Below are 18,428 nucleotides of genomic sequence, written 5' to 3'. Positions count from 1 at the left end.
CTCAGATGACGACCTTCTTGCGGCGGTAGAGGGTACCGGCTGCCAGCAGCACCAGGCTCACCAGCAGAATCGCCGTCGCCAGCACGTTGATCTGGGGTGGCACAGCGGCTTTGACCGCCGCGTTGACGTAGAGCGGATAGGTGACCGTGGATCCGCTGACGAAATAGGTGACGATGAAATCGTCGAGTGACAGCGCGAACGACAGCATGCCCGCGGCCACGATGCCGGGCACGATCAGCGGCAATGTCACCTTGAAGAACGTCCGTACCGGACTGGCGCCCAGATCCATCGACGCGTCCTCCAGTGTCCAGTCGAAACCACGCACCCGGGCCCGCACCGTCATCGCGATGAAGCTGACTTCGAAGGCCACATGCGCGATCAGGATGGTGGTGTAGCCCGCGGCCCAACCGAAGTCCAGGAACAGCGTCAGCAGCGAGGCACCCATGACCACCTCGGGTGCCGTCAGCGGCAGGATCATGAACGTGTCGACGGCCCGGTACCCGGCGAAGCGCTGGCGCACCAGGGCGATGGCCAGCAGCGTGCCGAGGACCAGTGCGATGAGCGTGGACACGAAGGCGATGTTGAGGCTGAGTTTGAGCGCCTCGGTCAGTGCCGGGTACTTGAAGGGGTCGGCCCAGTTGTCCAGGGTGAATCCCTGCCAGGTGTAGTTGAACTTGCCCGCCGGATCGTTGAACGAGAACAGCACGATCACCATGATCGGCAAGAACAGGTACAGCAGTACCAGTCCGGCGACGATACGCAGCGAGACGTCGCCCCACTTCGGCCGGGAACGAACATGTTTGGGCGCGGCCGGCCGTTCGGTACCGGCGCGATTCCCCATCGCTTCGCGCGCCCCGGCGGTCATACGAGGTCCTCCGTACCCAGTGCCCGGGTGTACATCAGCACCCCGACCAGAATGAGACCCATCAGACCCAGGCTGAGCGCGGCAGCGGCCGGGTAGTCCTTGACCACCAGGAACTGTTTCTGGATCACGTTGCCGATCATCGTGGTCTGGGTGCTACCCAGATAATCGGCATTGATGAAGTCACCGACCGACGGGATGAACACCAGCAGGCTGCCCGCCAGCAGGCCCGGCACGGCCAGCGGAAAGATCACCTTCCGGAAACTGCGGGTGCCACCGGAATACAGATCCCGGGAAGCCTCCAGCAGTCGCGGATCGATCTTCTCCAGGCTGACGTAGAGCGGCAGGATCATGAAGATGATCCAGTTGTAGGTCAACCCACCGATCACCGCCCAACTCGTCGAGAGCAGCCGACCCTCCTCGGGGAGCAGTCCGATCGTGCCGAGCGCGCTGACCACCCATCCCTCGTCGGCGAGAATCGTCTTCCAGGCGATGGTGCGGATCAGGAACGTGACGAAGAACGGCAGGATCACCAGGCCGAGGATCAGGTTCTTGAACCGGCCGGCCTTGAACGCGATCACATAGGCCAACGGAAAGGCCAGCAGCATGCACAACACCGTCGCCGCGGCCGCATAGCCGAACGACCGCAGGATCGGGTCCTGATAGAGCTTGAACGCGTCGATGAAGTTCCCGAAGTTCCAGTCGAACGTCAGTGTCGGCAGGTACACCGAACCACCCGACGAGGACAGCGACGTCCTGGCCAGTGAGAAGAACGGCACCACGAAGAACACCGCGAGGTAGGCCAGCGCGGGCAAGATCATCAGGTAGGGGGCGATCTTGCTCCGCTGCCGACTGCTGGTGGCGACTCCCGCCATTTATGCTCCCTGCATTCGCCGAGCCATCGACCTAGCCGCCGGTCACAGCGGCGTACAGGGTGTTGAACTCCAGGGTCTGCTCGTCGGTCAGCGCCGCCCACGACTTCAGATTCGCCTGCATCTCGGCGGGCGGGTTGATCAGCGGGTTCTCCGCCGATGCCGGATCGACCTTGGCGAGCTCGTCGGTCATGTCCGAGAGCGCCGGGACGAACTGGGTGAAGGCGACCAGCTTCGCGTAGTTGGCCCGGTCATAGACGTAGTCGATCCACGCCTCGGCGGCCTTCTGGTTCTGCGTGGTGTACGGGATCACCATGGTGTCGATGAACCAGTCACCGCCGGACTCGGGGACGATGAACTGCAGGTCGGGGTTGTCGGCCTGCAGCTGCACGACGTCACCGGAATACGCCTGTGCGACAGCGATATTGCCGGCGGCCAGGTCATCGGCGTAGTCGTTGCCGGTGAAGCGGCGGATCTGCCCCCGGTCCTTCTGCTCACGGACCAGATCGACAGCCTGCGTGATGGATTCCGTCGACGGGTTCTCCGGCGAATTGCCCTGGGACAGCATGAGCATCCCGAGGCCGTCCTGGACGTCGGAGAACAGGCTGACACGGCCCTTGAAGGCGGGATCCCACAGGTCATCGATGGTCCTGATATCGCGCCCGGTGGCCGCCCTGTTGTAGGCGAGACCGACCATGCCCGTCATATAGGGCGCGGTGAACTTGCGTCCCTCGTCGACCTTGGAGTCCAACAGATCCTGCCGCAGATTCTTGCGGTTGGGCACCCCGGCGTCGCTGATCTCGTTGAGCCAGCCCAGGCCCTTGACGCGGGCGGCCATGAACTCGGTGGGCACCACCAGGTCGGCACCGATGTCCTGCTTGCGCGACAGCGGTTCCTTCACCTTGGCGAACCACTGCTCGTTGTCGTTGAAGTCTTCCTTGTAGTCGACGGTGATGCCGGACGCCGTCTGGAACGCGGCGACAAATCCGTCGGCCATGTAGAGCGGCCAGTTCGACACGCGCAGCGTGCCACTGGCGGGTCCACCGTCATCCTGGGTGCTCGACGAACCGGAGCTGCTGCTGTCGGATCCACACGCGGCGAGGAACGACGACCCGAGGATCGCCGCCGCGGCCGTGGCGGCGCTGCCGCCGATGAACCGTCGCCGGCTGGTGCGGTTGGCAGCCAGTCGGGACAGTAGCCGGGGATCGATCTCGTTGGACATGCGGTGCCTTTCGTGAGGGAGGGGGAGTGAAGCGAAGAGATCAGGACTCGTCGAGCATCTCTTCGAGATCTTCGGTGGTCGGGATGTCCGCCGCCGGCAACACCAGCGACGCTTCCGGAGACCAGCTGACGTAGACCTCGTCACCCGGCCGCAACAGCGGCAGACTCTGCTCCGGGCCGACATGCGCGACCACCGTCGAATCGTCGGGTGCGGCGAGCGACAGCCGCACGACCGGACCCTGGAAGGTGAGATCCCGCACGGTCGCCCGGACCACCGCGAGATCGCCGCTGGGTTGGTCGGTGGAGACCTGGACGCGCTCGGGCCGGATCATCAGCGTGGCCTGCCCACCGGATTCGATGGCGGTGTCGCCGGGGCGCGACTTCAGCGTCGTGCCGAGCACGTCGATCTCGACGAAGTCGCGGTTGGCCCGGCCGGTCTGCTTGCCCGCCCACAGGTTGGCCTGCCCGATGAAGCCCGCGACGAAGACCGAGGCGGGACGGTCGTAGATGTCGGCCGGACTCCCGATCTGCTCGACATTGCCGGCGTTCATGACCGCGATGCGGTCACTCATCGTCAGCGCTTCTTCCTGGTCGTGGGTGACGTAGATGAAGGTGATGCCGACCTCGCGCTGGATGCGCTTGAGCTCGAACTGCATGGCATGGCGCAGTTTGAGGTCGAGCGCGCCCAGCGGTTCGTCGAGCAGCAGCGCGCTGGGGTAGTTGACCAGCGCCCGGGCCAGCGCGACGCGCTGCTGCTGGCCACCGGACAGCTGGCCCGGTTTGCGCGTGGCGAAGTCGGTGAGCCGGACGATCTCGATGATCTCGTCGACGCGCCGCTTGACCTCCCCTTTGCCTTTTGTCTTGTCGATCTTCATGCTGCGCGGGCCGTAGGCGATGTTGTCCCACACCGTCATGTGCGGGAACAGCGCGTAGTGCTGGAAGACGGTGTTGACGTTGCGCTTGTGCGGGGGAACCCGCGACACGTCGACACCCTGCAGCCGGATGGCGCCCGCGGTGGGTGTCTCGAACCCGGCGATCATCCGCAGGGTGGTCGTCTTCCCGCAGCCCGACGGCCCGAGCATGGAGAAGAACTCGCCGGCGGCGATCGTGAAGTCGGCATCGGCCACGGCGACGTAGTCGTCGAAGCGTTTGACCACATGGTCGATCTCGATCACGGGCTCGCCCTTGCGCAGGGTGGTCCCATTCTCGCCGACGGTCTGGTCAGTGGCGGTGGCGTGTGTACCGGTCAGGGCGGAGCCTCCCTCGGGCATTGCGGTGGACTTGATCAACCATTGCCGATCACCACTCCCTTCGCAAGCGATTCCGCAACGAATTTACATTCCGACAATGGAATCCATAGCTTGTTCGCGGCGATGGAGACAGAATCCGCTGCGCCGATGTGGTGACGTGCACAGTCATCGGAGGTGTGGGCCCGGACCGACCGGGGTGGCGTGATCGAATACTCGCATGACCGGCGGCGCGGCAAGTGGCTCTCAGACATCCAACCGGGCGATTGATGCGCCGTCGTTCAGTGGCAGGTCCCCGGCTGGGGCCGGCGATCTCTCGGTGGAGACGCACGGTATCGCGCCCGTCGCCGCGGACCGCCGCTACGGGAAGCCGGCGCGGCTGTTCACCGTGTGGTTCGCACCCCAGGTCAACATGACCGGCGTTTTCACCGGCACCCTGGCCATCCTGCTGGGCCTCGGGTTCTGGCTGGGACTGCTGGCGATGGTGATCGGCACCGTGCTGGGCGGACTGGTGGTGGCCTATCTGTCCACCTGGGGTCCGCGTACCGGCACCGCGCAGTTGCCGTCGGCGCGGCTCGCCTTCGGTCCGGGTGTGGCGTTGCCGGCCGCACTGCAGTGGCTGTCCTCGATCGCGTGGGACGCGCTGGTCGGCCTGTTCGGCGGGCAGGCGCTGGCCCTGCTGCTCGGCATCCCGTTCTGGGTGGCCGTGTTGATCGTGCTGGCCGTGCAGGGCGCGGTCGGATTCGTCGGCTACGAACTCATCCACCGACTGCAAGCCGTGCTGACGGTGGTGCTGTTCGCCACCTTCGTGGTGTTCGCCGTCAAACTCGTCGAAGGCCATGAGGTCGTCACCCCGGCGGCGCTGACCGGTGCCGATCTCATCGGCGCGTTCGTGCTCGAGGTCACCATCGCGCTCAGCTTGACGATCTCCTGGGCAAGCTATGCCGCGGACTTCAGTCGCTACCTACCGGTGGAGTCGCCGAAGGCCAAGGTATTCGGGTACACGTTCGGCGGAATGGTGTCGGCATACATCTTCGTGCAGGGCATCGGGATCGCCGCTGCCGATGTGATCGGTGCGCACACTGCCGAGGGCGTGCGCGATGTGATGGGCGGCGGCGCCCTGGGCGCGGTGGCACTGTTGATCATCGCCTTGGCCTCGGTGGGCTCCGGTGTCATGAACGACTACAGCGGTTCGCTGGCCTTGCAGACGCTCGGCGTGCGGGTGCGGCGGCCGGTGTCCGCGGTCGTGGTGACCGTCCTCGCGTTCTTTCTCATCCTGTGGCTCGAGGGTGCCGACACCTCGACGAGGTTCCTCGACGTCCTGTTGCTGATCGGGTACTGGATTCCGGCCTTCGTGGCGATCATCGGCATCGACTGGGTGCTGCGTACCCGCGGCGCCGGTCCCGCCGTCGATGTGGCCTCGGCGTTCACCGAACGTCGGCACGCCATCGCCGCGCTGGCGGTCTTCGTGCTCTCCTATGCCGCGGCGATGCCGTTCATGAACACCACGCTGATCAAGGGACCGGTCGCGGCCGCCTGGCATGGCGCGGATATCGCGTACTTCGTGAACTTCGCGGTGGCCGCGCTGCTTTACGGCGGCTACCGGTTGCTCGCCCGTCGGGCGGGCCGGGCCGATTAGCTTCGCACCGTCGCGAAGAATGTCCTGACGTCCTCGATCAGTAATTCGGGTTGTTCGAACGCGGCGAAATGCCCGCCGCGCGGCATCGTCGTCCACCGGGTGATGTTGTACTGCGGTTCGCACCAGGGACGCGGCGAACGCAGGATCTCCTTGGGGAAGTCCGCGACACCGGTGGGCAGAGACACCGGTTCGCGCTTACCGAAGGCGCCGAAACTCTCCCAGTACAACCGCGCCGATGACGCCCCGCTGCCGGTGAGCCAGTACAGCATCACGTTGTCCAGCAGCTCATCCCGGCTGAACACGTTCTCCGGGTGCCCGTCGCAGTCGCTCCAGGACCAGAATTTCTCGACGATCCAGGCCAGTTGAGCCACCGGCGAATCGACCAGACCGTAGCCCAGCGTCTGCGGCCGGGTGGACTGCTGCATGGAGTAACCCGCTTCCCATTTCCGGTAGTGCTTCATCGCGGCGAAGGCCGCCTGGTCGTCTTCGGTCGGGTTCTGCATGCTCTCGGCGGTGGGTTGCCCGATCGGCATGTTGGTATGAATCGCGCAGCACCGGCCGATATTTCGCCCGATCTGCGTCGTGACGGCCGCACCCCAGTCGCCGCCCTGAGCGCCGTAACGCTCATAGCCCAACCGGCCCATCAGGGTGTCCCAGGCCGTCGCGATCCGTTCGACACCCCATCCGGTGGTGGTGGGTTTGCCGGAGAAGCCATAGCCGGGCAGTGACGGGCAGACGACATGGAACGCATCCTCGGCGCGCCCGCCGTGCGCCGTGGGATCTGTCAGTGGAGCGATGATCTTCTGAAACTCGACGATCGATCCCGGCCAGCCGTGGGTGATGACCAACGGGAACGCGTCCTCGTGCGGGGACCGCTGGTGGATGAAGTGGATGTCCAAGTCGTCGATGGCGGTGACGAACTGCGGGAAGCGATTCAGTGCGGCCTCCCGTGCCCGCCAGTCGTAGCCCTCAGCCCAGTACGCGGCGAGTTCACGGGTGTAGGCCAGCGGAATGCCCTGGCTCCAGTCGTCGACGCATTCGGCCTCGGGCCACCGGGTATGCGTCAGCCGGCGCAACAGGTCGTCCAGTTCGTCGTCGGTCACCGCGATCCGGAAGGGCGCAATCTCACTCATGGGTTGACGATTCGCGCGCAAGCTTCGCTCATGGCGATCATCGTGGCACGTGGACATCCGTCGCCTCGGAACGCCCTCGCAACGTCACCTCGCCGTGTCGGTCCCAGTGCCTGACTTCGTCGCCGGCCCGCTCGATGGCGGCGCCGGAACACGCGATACGCGCCGGCAGTGTCTTGGCGATATCGGCCAGCCGCGCAGCCTCATTCACCGGATCCCCGATGACCGTGTACTCATAACGGTTCTCCGCACCGATGTTGCCCGCGAACGCGGGCCCCGCCGAGACCCCGATGCCGTAGTCCAGTTCCTGGCGCCCGAGGGCCGCGCCCAGGGTGCGGGCCGCCGCCAGCGCCGACGCGGCCGCCGTCTGCGAGGCGAGGGGAGCGCCGAACACGGCCAGCACCGCATCGCCCTGGAACTTGTTGATCAGCCCGTCGTGGGCCTCGACGGCGGCCACCACGATCCGGAAGAAATCGTTGAACACGTCGGCCACCTCGGCCGGGGTGCGGGTCATCGCCAGGGCGGTGGAACCCGTCACGTCGATGAACAGGACGGCCACCTCGCGCACATCGCCGGAGAGCACGTCATCAGTCACCGCACCCGTCTCGATGGCCATACTCACCACCTCGGGGCCGACGTGCCGGCCGAACAGGTCGCGCAGCCGGTCACGCTCCTGCAGGCCCGCCACCATCCGGTTGAACCCGTGCTGCAACCGACCGATCTCGGATTGCTCGTAGACATCCACCTGCTTGCCGATGCGGCCCTGCTCGACATCGGCCATCGCGTCGATGATCTCGCGCAGTGGATCGGAGATGGAGATGGAGACCAGCATCAGGGTGCGCAGCCCGAGGAATACCGAGACCAGTGAGAGCAGCACCACCGGAACATCCACCGACGCCGACTCCGGGATCAGCCAGCCGTTGGCGCGGGCCACCACCATGATCGCGATGGTGAGGCTCGGCACTGCCGTGGTGAGCGTCCACATCAGCACCAGTCGCGCCTGCACGCCGGGGGCGGTCACACGGCCGTCGAAATCCCTTGACGCCGCGGCCACCACGGGCCGGGTGACCCGCTGGGTGAACAGCAGGCTGCTGCTGGCGGTGGAGATGCCGCCGAACAGCGCCGATACCTCGATGAGCAGGATCGGCTTCCAGCCGGTGATGCCGCTGACGACGATGAAGATCGCCGCGCCGAGCAACCAGATCGACAACAGCAACACCGACTGGCGCCGGATCATGTTGATGGCGGCGCGACGCTGGCGCACATTCGGTTCGATTCCGGCTTCGAACCAGCGCAGCGACGGCGCGATGATGCGGTAGCCCCCGATACCTGCCAGCGCGGTGCCCAGCAGCACCACGACCAGGATGGTCCACAGATCACCCTGCGGGACCAACACTTCTGCCCCGCTGTGGTTCTGACGGCGCAGCGACATCAGGACGATGAAGACCTCGCCGGAGGTGAGCAGGTGTGCGAAGACGAGACCGGCCGTGAAGCGGACCGCTCTAGTGGGGGACATCGGTGTACACCGCGGCGTAGCCCTCGGCGGAGAAGGTGAATCCCTTGCCGCTGGATTCGCTGCCACAGGACACCCCGGTGGCCTCCTGGACATTGCACCGGAATCCCGCGACCTGCAGCACCTTGCCGAACGGCAGCGTGACGATCGGGGTATCGGTATCGGTATCGGTGGCTGTCTCGACGAACCGGACGTCGGAGCCGCGATCGATGACGATGGTGTTGGGCGCGGCCGGTTCACCGTCGGCTCCGGGTACCGTCGTCGGCGCGCCCGTGATGCCCAGCGTCGACGACGTCGCCGGCCGGCAGCCCGCCGAGGCGTGCGGCACGATCTCGCACTGCCAACGACCGCTGGGGGTGGCGAAGCGATACACCTTGGGCGTCTCGGTGACGACGTAGTACTCCGACGCGTCGGCCAGCAACCGATTCGTCGGGTGGTCCGGTAATCGCGGCGGCGGTGCCGGGGTTTCGACCGGGGTCCAGGGCTCACCGGTGTTGACGATGGTGGGGGAGCCGCATCCCGCGAGCACAGCGATCATGACGGCAACGCCCAGCGCCATCCGCGCAGCGGCACGGGCTCGACCAGGGTTCTCGTCGTCGCCGCCGCTGTGGGTCATCGCCTCAGCGTAAGGCCCCGGCAATCGGATCCGCCTGAACGCAACCGGTGACGTGTCCCGACCGGCGGCGAGAGCTCGCGAAACCCGGAGCCGACCCCGCGAGATTGCTGTTGTTGCGGCTGTTACTCGAAGAACCGCGCGACAACGGCAATGTCGCGGCATGACGGTCGATAAAGCTGTACTCAGTTGCCGAACAGTTCGGTCACGACGTCGTAGACGTGGGTGTTGTGGTGCACGCCGGTGAACCGCTCGGCGAGCGGACCGGCGGCCGTGACCGGCACCATGGTTCCGGTGTGCTCCGGAGTCGTCCAGTCCACCTTGAACTGTCGATCGGTGCCCTTGATGGTGAAGGGACCACTGCGCTTGGGGACACCACCGCCCGGCAGTGGCATGTTCTCCGGCGTTTCGGCCCAGTACGGCACCGGGTCATCGGCGATCTGATCGCTGTTGGGCTCGGGCTCGCCGTCGTCGAGCACGTTTTCGATGGCCATACCACCGGTTTCGTGGTCGGCCGTGACGATCAGCAGAACGTCGGGATGTTCCTTCTGGTACTCCGTGATCACCTGAACCATGGCGTTCACGGATTCACCGGCCAGCATCATGTTCTGGGCGTCGTGCTCGTGGCCGTCGGAGTCCAGGTCATCACTCTCGATGACGAGGAAGAATCCCTTGTCGTTCTGACCCAGGATGTCCAGCGCCTTGGCGACCAGTTTCTCCGGTGCCACGTAGTGCGGGTCGTTCTGGTAGTCATAGCCTTCGATCTCGGTGGAACGCCGCTTGGCGCTGTCCTGCACCAGTGCCAGCGCCCTGGGCCCGGCCAGTGCATCGAAGGTGTCGCGGTCGTACGCGTAGCCGTAGCCGAGTTCTTCGGCGCGCTCGACGAGGTTCGAGGTGCCTTCGCTGACATCGTCCTCGCCGACGTCGGGAATCCTGCCGGCGTCACCCTCTGGGTACCAGTACTTTTCGCCACCACCGAACAGCACGTCGACACCGCGCTCCAGGTAGCCCTCGGCGATCTCGACCTTGAGATCCCGGTCGGCAACCGGTGCGCCGAAGGCCGCCAGCGTGGCGTTGGTGACGTCGTGGTCGTTCACCAGGCCCGTCGACATGCCGCGGTCCTTGGCCATGTCCAGCAGCGTCGGCACCGAATCACCGTCCGGCCCCAGACCGGTGGTGCCGTTGGGGACCTTCTGGCCGATGGCCCACGCGGTGGCCCCTGCGGCCGAGTCGCTGACCGCGTACTCGGGGTCACCCGGAATCGTGTCCAGCATGCCCGCGAAAGGCAGTGCATCCATCGGCTGGCGCTCGTCGAGCCCGTAGGAGTGGTACTGGATCGCGGTGCGCTGCTGAGAACCCATCCCGTCTCCGCTGAGGATGATGACGCTGGGATTCTCTGGCAACGCCCCGGATTCGGCGGCCGGGTCACTGCATGCACTCAGCGTGAGGGCGCCGACGGCGACGAGCGAGAGCAGTGGGACGACACGATGGGTGACGGGCATGCGAGGACCCTTGCAGTGACGCAATGCCGCCGCCACACCGCACAATGAACGCTGGGCGAACAGTTCTCAGTACACGGATGCGGCGTTGGACCGGACCCATTCGCGTTCGGCCTCCGAACCCGCCGGCGGCGGGATGAGCCCGTTGATCATCCAGAGCTCCTCGCTGGTCTCGTCGACGTGGAACTCCCAGTGCAATCCCTCGTGCCTGTCGAGGTAGGGCTCGAGAATCGACTTGATCCATCGACTGGTGCGTTGTCTACCTGCGGAATCCACGCTGCTGCGGGCGATGTGTTCGATGACGACGCGCACCCCGACCGGCGTGGGCTCGCCACCGACGTACAGATTCGCCGGTGTCGTCTCGTTGAAGACGGCGACCACATAGAAGCGCGGCAGCCCGATCTTCTCGTAGTGATCGGTGATGCGCGACGCGAGTTCGCGCTTTTCGGCGTCGGTGAAGATGCCTGGGGTGTGGTGAATGGTCCAGAGCGGCATGGGTTTCGGCCTTCCTGCGCTAGCCCGGTCAGTGCGCCAGGTCGAAGACGAGGTTTTCGACGGGTCCGGACAGTTGTGCCTTGACTGCGACGGACACCTCATCGACCAGGACCTCGTGGGCTCCGGCTTCCAGGGCGTCGATCACAGTGGCGGCAACATCGGCCGGAGCGGTCTTGGGGAGGGCGACGTCGGAGACCATCTCGGTGTCGACGAAGCCGACGTGTACGCCGAGCACCTGGGTGCCCTGGGCTCGCAGTTCCATGCGCAGGGAATTGGACAGCGACCAGATGGCGGCCTTGGAGGCGCCGTAGGCTCCGCTGCCCCCCACCCAGGACAACACGGAGTGCACGTTCACCAGCGCGCCGCCACCGTTGCCGGCAAGTATCGGCGCGAATGCCCGGGTGACCCGCAACGGACCGAGGGTGTTGATGTCGAACGTCGTGGTGATGTCGTCGAAGGCTCCGGTCAGCAGAGAGCTAGGCAGCAGGATCCCGGCGTTGTTGATGACGATGTCGACGTCGGAGGCGATCGCCGCGAGCGCGCCGACTGATTTCTCGTCCTGCACCTCGAGGGGGACGCTGACCACCTTTTCGCGACTGTCCGAGTACTGCTCGCGCGCAGTGGAATACACCTTTGCCGCGCCGCGGGAGAGTACCTCGTCTACCAGTGCCGAGCCGAGACCGCGTCGGCCTCCGGTCACCAACACCGTCGTGCCTCTGACTGCAACCATGACCGCTCCTCCCAGTCTGAATAACGAATACGTTACTGAGATACAACCACAGGTAGCTGAGTAACGCAACCATTAGCTACACTGGGGTGATGGCGATGACATTCGAGCGACAGCTTCAGGATCGCGAATCCTGGACCGCCGGCGAGCGCTGTTCGGTGGCCAGGGTGCTGGATCTGCTGAGCACCAAGACCGTGTTCCTCACTGTCCGCGAATGCTTCTACGGCACAAAACGGTTCGAAGACTTCGTGGAGCGCATCGGAACCTCGGCACCCGCGGTGTCGCGTGCGCTGAAGCAGTTGGAGGCCGCCGGTGCGGTCCAGCGAGCGCCCTATCGGGAGCCCGGTAGCCGGGCGCGCGAGGAGTACCACCTGACCCCGGCCGGGGAGGACCTGTTGCCGGTCTTCCTGTCGCTGATGCAGTGGGGCGACGCGCACCTGCAGGACGGCAAGCCGCCGCTGTCCTTCTTCGATCGGCAGGGCCGGCCGGTAGGCGTACGGGTCACCGCCGATGCCGATGGCCCCGCGGTGTGCTCGGCCGATCTTGAGATCCGCTACAACAGGTGACGATGTGAGTCGCGGTTAAACTGCGCACGTGACGCAGGTGGCCGGACGGGACGACCCTGCGCTGAGCCCGTTCTCGGTGTTCGCACTGCTCTACACCGTTGCCGTCGTCATGGAACTGGGCGAGCAGTGGATCGATCCCTGGTTCACCGGCGCCTTCATCCTGCTCGCCGGTGCCGCGATCGCCACCGGGATGACCCGCCCGAAGTTCCTGGTGTTGCTGGCCGCTTCGACGGCGTACTTCCTGCTCTTCCGATTCCCGGATGTGGCCAACCACGTCAACCTGATGCTGTGCCTGAACGTAGCAATGATCCTGGTGTTCGCGCATTCACTGATCCGGCGCCGGGATGCACCCGATCACGACTACGCCGCGATACTGCCGGTGCTGCGCATCGGTCTGATCCTCGTCTACGTCATCGCCGGGTTCGACAAGCTGAACTCTGATTTTTTCGACCCCGCGGCCTCATGCGCGGCCGGCATGCTGCAATCGATCATCGCCGCCATGCAGACCCGGTTCCTCGGGGTGCCGTTGGTGGTGCCGGTCACCGTCGTGATGGCCTACCTCGGCTATCGGTTGCTGCGACGAGGAAGATTCGGCACCGCAGGGAACCGGATGTTCACCGTAGTGGTGGTCGGTACCGCTGCCGCCGGGCTCGCGGCGGTCGTGCTGGTGCTGTTCGCGCCGCGGTTGGGTGCCGTGGCACCGATGATCGGTGTCATCGCGGCGGTATCGGTGATCGGGTGGGAGCTGGGCGGGGGCCTGCTGCTGTCCGTTCCGCGTCTGCAGGCGGGCATCCTGGCGTTCTCGCTGACCATGCACGCCGCGCTCGCGCTGATCGGATTCGTCGATTTCGGGGCGCTGGCCGTCGCCCTGCTGTTCACCTTTGTCCCCGCCAGCCACGTGCAGCTGCTGACCGCGCCCCGGGTGCGCGCCTACGCGGGAATCTGCTTCGGCATCGCATTGGTGTGTGGGTGGAGCGCGCACGTTCACCGCATATCCGAGCTGACACTGCTCACCGGACTGGCCCTCGACGCCGCAGTCCTCATCGCGATCTGGCCGCTGCTGGCGACGGTGTTCTCGGCAGACCGCGCCCCCCGCTGGGAGGGGGTGCGCATTGTCGACCCGCGGATGCCTGCGCTGCTCTACATCTTTGCGATCCTGTTGATTTTCATCGGCCTGACGCCCTACCTGGGTTTGCGCACCGCAGGCAATTTCTCCATGTTCAGCAATCTGCGTACCGAGGGGGAGTCGTCCAACCACCTTCTGCTGGGCAGCAATCCGATCAAGGTGTGGGGGTATCAGGAAGACGTGGTCTGGATCCTCGATATCGATGATCGCTACGGCGACATCATCTACCACTACGACGGGTCCCCGCGCGGCTACGCGCTGCCGGTCGTGGAATTCCGCAAATGGATCCACGCGTGGGACCAGGCCGGCTATACGGTGCCGATGACGTACGCCTACGACGGGTACCGCTACACCACCGCAGACATCGTCACCGATCCCACTTGGCGCACGGATGATCTGACTCCGCAGCTCTACCTGATGGACTTCCGCTACATCCAGCCGGGACAACCCAACTACTGCCGGTGGTGATCACCCCTCAGTGGATGCGGACCACGGCCACCGCGGCGTGCGAGAGCTGAGCGACGGTCGAGGCGACCGAACCCAGCAACAGTCCGGTGAAGCCGCCGCGCCCACGGCTTCCTACGACGACCAGCTGCGCGTGCTGCGACTCCTCGACCAGCCAGTGCGCGGGACGATCCCGCACCAGCCGGCGCTGGACTTGGACATCGGGGTATTGCTCCTGCCATCCGGCAAGCCGTTCGGCCAGCGTCTCCTGTGCCTCTTCCTCGTACACCCGCCAGTCCAGGGCGAACAGCGGAACCGCCCCGATATCGCTCCAGGCATGCAGGGCCACCAAGTCCACGCCGCGCAGCGCCGCCTCCTCGAAGGCGAACCGGGTGGCGGCCTCCGAGGACGGGGACCCGTCCACGCCGAGCACCACCGGGGCCGTGGCGTCGGCAACGTCGTCCTCGTGGATCACCACGACCGGGCTGTGCGCGTGGTGCAGCAGGCCGGCAGCCACCGATCCCAGGGGAAGACGCTTGTGCCCACCGGCGCCCCGGTTGCCGACCACCAGCATCAGCGCCGACCGCGAAGCCTCAGCCAGCGATCCCACCACCGGGGACGGTCGCGACTCGGTACGCAACGACACTGATTTCGGATCCTCGAGTGCCGACTCGAAGACCTGCTGAGCATGCACGAGCACCCTCGCGGATGAATCCTCCTGCAAATCAGCGATACTCGACTCGGCGACGGCAGACGACCAGGTGACCATCATCGGCGCGATGACATGGAGCAGCGTCACAGGCACCTTGCGGCGCAGCCCTTCCCGCGCGGCCCAGATCACCGCGGCGTCCGAACCGGGTGAGCCGTCGACCGCGACGAGGATTCCTGCGTTCTCGGCTGGCGTAGACATGCGATGCTCCTCTGTGATGTTCACAGTCGACGCTAGTCGAGTCGGCCGCGCACCGGCAGGGTCCAAAGTCCTTAGTGCTGCGCGGTTCCGCCACAAGCGGCGAGCGGGCGATTCGGCGGCGCGTAGTGTGCGCAGCGGCACAGTAACTCCGAGAGGACACCAGTGACATGACCGATACGGCACAACCCATCGTGGTCGGAGTGGACGGTTCCGCGAACGCGGTGGGTGCGGCAACCTGGGCAGGCGCGTTGGCCGCCCGGCTGGGAGCGCCCCTGCACATCGTGTATGCCACGCCCTATCTCGGCCACAATTTCAGCGACGCGGCGGCGGCGGTCCGGGCGGCGGCGATCACCGGGCAGCGGGAGGCCGCGGTATCCATCTTGGGCGCCGCGGCGGACGCGGTGCGCAGTGCCGAACCCGATCTGAGTGTCACCACGAGCGCACCTGCCGAAGCCGCCGACGAAGTGCTGGAATCCTTGAGCGCACAGTCTCGGCTGATCGTGCTGGGCTCACAGGACGTATCGGCGGCTTCCGCGTTGCTGATCGGGTCTCTGACGCTCAAGACGATCACCCGGTCGGCTTGTCCGGTCATTGCTTGGCGTGGCGAGATTCTCTCTCCGACAACGCAACCGATCGTGGTCGGGGTCGACGGCGACAACAGCGATGCCGCCCTCGAGTTGGCCTTCGACCTTGCCAGCGCACTACACGTCCCATTGTGGGCCGTGCGGTCCTCGTCGTCGCGTCGCGCACCCGGTGACGTCACCATCCCGTTCCTGATCGACTGGGACGCACTGGAAGCCCTGGAATGGAGTTCGCTGACTGCGACCGTCGGCCCCTGGGCACAACGCCATCCAGGGGTCGATGTCAGTTTCTTCGTCGAGCCGGCCAAGCCCAGCCAGGCGCTGCTGAAACACCTCGACGGTGCGCAACTCGTCATCGTCGGGACCCGCGGTCACGGGGCGCTGGCCAGTGCGCTGATCGGATCGACCAGCCTCAACCTGCTGCACCATTCGCCGCTTCCGGTCGGGGTCTGCCGGCCCTCCGGCGACTAGCGCGAGTGCGTCGGTTCGCCGGTCTCGGCGGTTTCTGCAACGGCCGACCGGCTGCCCAGCAGCAGGAACAAGGCGCCACCGACGAACGCGGCCACTCCGGTGAACACGAGGAAACCGTTGAAACTCTCGCTCACCTGCAGGGTCCTGCTGAGGATGAAAGCACCGAGAGCCGAGGACACCCCGATGGCCGCGGACAGGATGCTCAGCACGGTGCTGTACAGGGTCAGGTCGAACCGCCGCGCCACCAGATAGGCGATGACATCGCCTTCGGCACCCCACGCCGCCCCCAGGCAGCAGACCGCGACGACCAGCACCGTGAAGCCGTCCCAGGTCGAGGCGATGAGCAGGCATCCCAGGCCGGGCAGTGCCATCGCGGCCGCCGCCACCCGCTGCGCCGGAAAGCGGTCCAGCGCAATACCGCACGCGAATCTTCCGACGATCACGGCGGTGGCAAATATCGAGATCAGCAACGCGACCTCACCTCCGGTACCCAGCGAATCACCGAGGACGACACCGAGTTGGGTGGTGGTCACCGTGTGGTACAGGTTGCACAGCAGTACGCCGGCGAACAAAATCCAGAACACCCGGGTGCGGCCGATGAGGCGGTAGTCGTTGCCGGTCCTGCCCTCTCGGCGGGTGCGCCGGGCATCGGCCCCGTCGGCCGGAATCAGCCACAAGGCGAGGCCGCCGATCAGGGCGATCGTGACGGCGATCGCCAGGCAGCCCACTCGCCAGCCGTAGACCCGGTTGATGACGTCGAGCGCCGGTGCGCCGACGGCTCCCAGCAGCGGTGGTCCGGAGATGGCGATGGCCAGCGCCAGACCGCGAGCCTTGTCGAAACAGGTTGCCACGATTCGGCTGTAGATCGCCGGCGTCGTGGTGACGCCCAGCCCGATCAGCACGACGTTGATCGCGAAGTACTGCCAGATGGGCCCGGACATCAGCGTATAGCCGGCCCAGCACAGCGGTAGTCCGACGACGCCGATCACCGCGATTCGACGGACTCCGAACAGATCGGTGAGCCTGCCGTAGATGGGCAGGAACACGAACGTCAGTAGCGTGATGACGCCGGTCAACACGAACTCCGAACGATTCCAGCCGAATTCTTCGAGGAACTGCGGGGCCATGGCGGCGTTGGTGTATGCGCTGAGGCTCAGTCCTGCGCTCAAACCCGCGGTTGCCGCCGCCAATGGCTGCCAGTTGGTCCGAAGCTCCCCGAGGTAGCCCATGCGCTCACGTTACGTGTCGCACCGAAAGTGTCAGCATCGGGTCAGAGCCCGAATCCGGTGCGGTGGTGATGTTGGCGCGCCGAACGGTGTATCTCTGTCGATTCCGATAGTGCCTCGCGATGGATGCCGTCATCAGTACTGTAAGTACTTCGGTTGACATTGCGGACAGTCTTCGAGGAGCCATACATGCGCAGAGTGGTTCAGTTCTCCACCGGCAACGTCGGCCGCCATGCGTTGCAGACCGTCATCGGGCGACCCGATATGGAACTTGTCGGGCTGCACGCATCCGGGCCGGACAAGATCGGATGCGACGCCGCCGACGTGTGCGGTCTGCCGACGGCGACAGGTGTCATCGCCACCAACGATATCGGCGCCCTGATCGACCTCGCACCGGACTGCGTCGTCTACACCGCACTCGCCGAGACCCGGCCGATGGAGGCCATCGAGGAGCTGGCCAGGTTTCTCGGCGCCGGTATCAACGTCGTGGGCACGTCACTGGTCTGGATGGCCGCGTCACGTCATGCCGAGAGCTGGGTGACGGAGCCGCTCCAGGCCGCGTGCGAGGCGGGCAACGCCTCGCTGTACATCAACGGCATCGACCCCGGCTATTCCGGCGACACGCTCGTCCATACCGCGGCGAGCTTGGCGACCCGCGTCGAAAGTATCACCGTGCAGGAGATCTTCGACTACGGCAACTACGATGACGCCGAATTCACAGGTGCCTCAATGGGGTTCGGCACCTCTGAGGCGGATGATCCACCTCCGCTCCTACTTCCCGGCGTGGTCGAATCAATATGGGGTCCGCAGGTGCGCGGGCTGGCGGCCAATCTCGGCGTGACGCTCGACGAAATCCGCCAGCGGACCGAACGGTGGTTCACCCCAGCACCCATCGAGTGCGCCATGATGTCGGTGCAGCCGGGCCAGATGGCCGCCATCCGCTTCGCCACCGAAGGAGTGCTCGATGGTCGCACGGTGATCACGCTGGAGCACGTCAACCGGCTGACCACCGCGGCCGCGCCGGATTGGGACTTTCCGCCCGACGGGCAGGTGGGGGTCCACCGGGTCGTCGTCGACGGGGATCCCCGCGTGGAACTCAACACGCACCTGTCGCACCCGGTCCTCGATCCCACCGACGCGGGGTGCATCTCGACGGCGGCACGCGTGGTGAACGCCATCGACTGGGTGTGCAATGCACCGGCCGGACTGATCGCCGTCGAGGACGTTCCACAGTCCGCACTCATGCGGGGCTTGCTCTGGAGCACGGACTGACTCACCCGGAACGC

17 protein-coding genes are annotated in these 18,428 nt (G+C 65.8%); 5 read left to right on the top strand and 12 right to left on the bottom strand.

Annotated features, from left to right (window positions below; all coding sequences use genetic code 11):
- Nucleotide 1 precedes the first annotated feature (1 nt).
- Genes EXE63_RS29370 through EXE63_RS29355 form a run of 4 tightly spaced genes read right to left on the bottom strand, consistent with a single transcriptional unit; the run spans nucleotide 2 to nucleotide 4,130 of the window.
- Nucleotides 2-841, bottom strand: coding sequence for an ABC transporter permease (locus tag EXE63_RS29370; RefSeq protein ID WP_436277762.1), 840 nt, complete (start codon nucleotides 839-841; stop codon nucleotides 2-4).
- A gap of 20 nt (nucleotides 842-861) precedes the next feature.
- Entirely contained in the window at nucleotides 862-1,737 is an 876-nt protein-coding gene (locus tag EXE63_RS29365; RefSeq protein WP_168144860.1) for an ABC transporter permease, read from the bottom strand.
- 31 nt (nucleotides 1,738-1,768) lie between these two features.
- Nucleotides 1,769-2,956 carry a polyamine ABC transporter substrate-binding protein gene (locus EXE63_RS29360; protein ID WP_168144859.1) on the bottom strand — a complete coding sequence of 396 codons (1,188 nt, stop codon included), beginning with the start codon at nucleotides 2,954-2,956 and terminating at the stop codon, nucleotides 1,769-1,771.
- Between the two features lie 40 nt (nucleotides 2,957-2,996).
- Nucleotides 2,997-4,130, bottom strand: coding sequence for an ABC transporter ATP-binding protein (locus EXE63_RS29355; RefSeq protein WP_168145844.1), 1,134 nt, complete (start codon nucleotides 4,128-4,130; stop codon nucleotides 2,997-2,999).
- 292 nt (nucleotides 4,131-4,422) lie between these two features.
- Here EXE63_RS29355 and EXE63_RS29350 point away from each other — a divergent pair, with 292 nt between their 5' ends.
- Nucleotides 4,423-5,841: a purine-cytosine permease family protein gene (locus EXE63_RS29350; RefSeq protein ID WP_168144858.1), complete on the top strand. Its 1,419-nt coding sequence runs from the start codon at nucleotides 4,423-4,425 to the stop codon at nucleotides 5,839-5,841.
- Here the strand turns inward: EXE63_RS29350 and EXE63_RS29345 are convergent.
- The 6 genes from EXE63_RS29345 to EXE63_RS29320 form a co-directional block, all read right to left on the bottom strand.
- Nucleotides 5,838-6,965 (bottom strand): epoxide hydrolase family protein, encoded by a 1,128-nt coding sequence (locus EXE63_RS29345; protein ID WP_168145843.1) that lies wholly within the window; start codon nucleotides 6,963-6,965, stop codon nucleotides 5,838-5,840. The two genes, EXE63_RS29350 and EXE63_RS29345, sit on opposite strands and share 4 nt — an antisense overlap.
- Before the next feature lie 46 nt (nucleotides 6,966-7,011).
- Entirely contained in the window at nucleotides 7,012-8,487 is a 1,476-nt protein-coding gene (locus EXE63_RS29340; protein WP_168144857.1) for an adenylate/guanylate cyclase domain-containing protein, read from the bottom strand.
- The gene (locus EXE63_RS29335; RefSeq protein WP_234904315.1) at nucleotides 8,474-9,100 is read right to left on the bottom strand and encodes a hypothetical protein; all 627 of its coding nucleotides are present in this window, start codon (nucleotides 9,098-9,100) and stop codon (nucleotides 8,474-8,476) included. The genes EXE63_RS29340 and EXE63_RS29335 overlap by 14 nt, the downstream gene beginning before the upstream one ends.
- Nucleotides 9,101-9,282: 182 nt before the next feature.
- Nucleotides 9,283-10,599 (bottom strand): alkaline phosphatase, encoded by a 1,317-nt coding sequence (locus EXE63_RS29330; RefSeq protein WP_168144856.1) that lies wholly within the window; start codon nucleotides 10,597-10,599, stop codon nucleotides 9,283-9,285.
- Between the two features lie 66 nt (nucleotides 10,600-10,665).
- Entirely contained in the window at nucleotides 10,666-11,091 is a 426-nt protein-coding gene (locus EXE63_RS29325; protein WP_168144855.1) for a tautomerase family protein, read from the bottom strand.
- A gap of 28 nt (nucleotides 11,092-11,119) precedes the next feature.
- Nucleotides 11,120-11,821 carry an SDR family oxidoreductase gene (locus EXE63_RS29320; RefSeq protein WP_168144854.1) on the bottom strand — a complete coding sequence of 234 codons (702 nt, stop codon included), beginning with the start codon at nucleotides 11,819-11,821 and terminating at the stop codon, nucleotides 11,120-11,122.
- 95 nt (nucleotides 11,822-11,916) lie between these two features.
- Here EXE63_RS29320 and EXE63_RS29315 point away from each other — a divergent pair, with 95 nt between their 5' ends.
- Nucleotides 11,917-12,384: a winged helix-turn-helix transcriptional regulator gene (locus EXE63_RS29315; RefSeq protein WP_210000935.1), complete on the top strand. Its 468-nt coding sequence runs from the start codon at nucleotides 11,917-11,919 to the stop codon at nucleotides 12,382-12,384.
- A gap of 28 nt (nucleotides 12,385-12,412) precedes the next feature.
- Nucleotides 12,413-13,978 carry a hypothetical protein gene (locus EXE63_RS29310; protein ID WP_168144852.1) on the top strand — a complete coding sequence of 522 codons (1,566 nt, stop codon included), beginning with the start codon at nucleotides 12,413-12,415 and terminating at the stop codon, nucleotides 13,976-13,978.
- Between the two features lie 7 nt (nucleotides 13,979-13,985).
- Here the strand turns inward: EXE63_RS29310 and EXE63_RS29305 are convergent, their stop codons facing one another.
- Nucleotides 13,986-14,864, bottom strand: a complete 879-nt coding sequence (locus EXE63_RS29305; RefSeq protein WP_168144851.1) for a universal stress protein — start codon at nucleotides 14,862-14,864, stop codon at nucleotides 13,986-13,988.
- Nucleotides 14,865-15,031: 167 nt separating this feature from the next.
- Between EXE63_RS29305 and EXE63_RS29300 the strand changes: the two genes are divergently transcribed.
- Entirely contained in the window at nucleotides 15,032-15,916 is an 885-nt protein-coding gene (locus EXE63_RS29300) for a universal stress protein (protein WP_168144850.1), read from the top strand.
- On the opposite strand, the gene EXE63_RS29295 is transcribed toward EXE63_RS29300, so the two are convergent.
- Nucleotides 15,913-17,145 carry an MFS transporter gene (locus EXE63_RS29295; protein ID WP_168144849.1) on the bottom strand — a complete coding sequence of 411 codons (1,233 nt, stop codon included), beginning with the start codon at nucleotides 17,143-17,145 and terminating at the stop codon, nucleotides 15,913-15,915. The genes EXE63_RS29300 and EXE63_RS29295 overlap by 4 nt on opposite strands.
- A 186-nt stretch (nucleotides 17,146-17,331) precedes the next feature.
- Here EXE63_RS29295 and EXE63_RS29290 point away from each other — a divergent pair, with 186 nt between their 5' ends.
- On the top strand, nucleotides 17,332-18,414 hold the full coding sequence (locus EXE63_RS29290; RefSeq protein WP_168144848.1) for an NAD(P)H-dependent amine dehydrogenase family protein: 1,083 nt from the start codon (nucleotides 17,332-17,334) through the stop codon (nucleotides 18,412-18,414).
- Nucleotides 18,415-18,428: the final 14 nt, after the last annotated feature.

The organism is Mycolicibacterium frederiksbergense (genome assembly GCF_012223425.1).
Classification (GTDB): Bacteria; Actinomycetota; Actinomycetes; order Mycobacteriales; family Mycobacteriaceae; genus Mycobacterium; species Mycobacterium frederiksbergense.
This window is presented reverse-complemented; position numbering and strand designations above follow the sequence as displayed.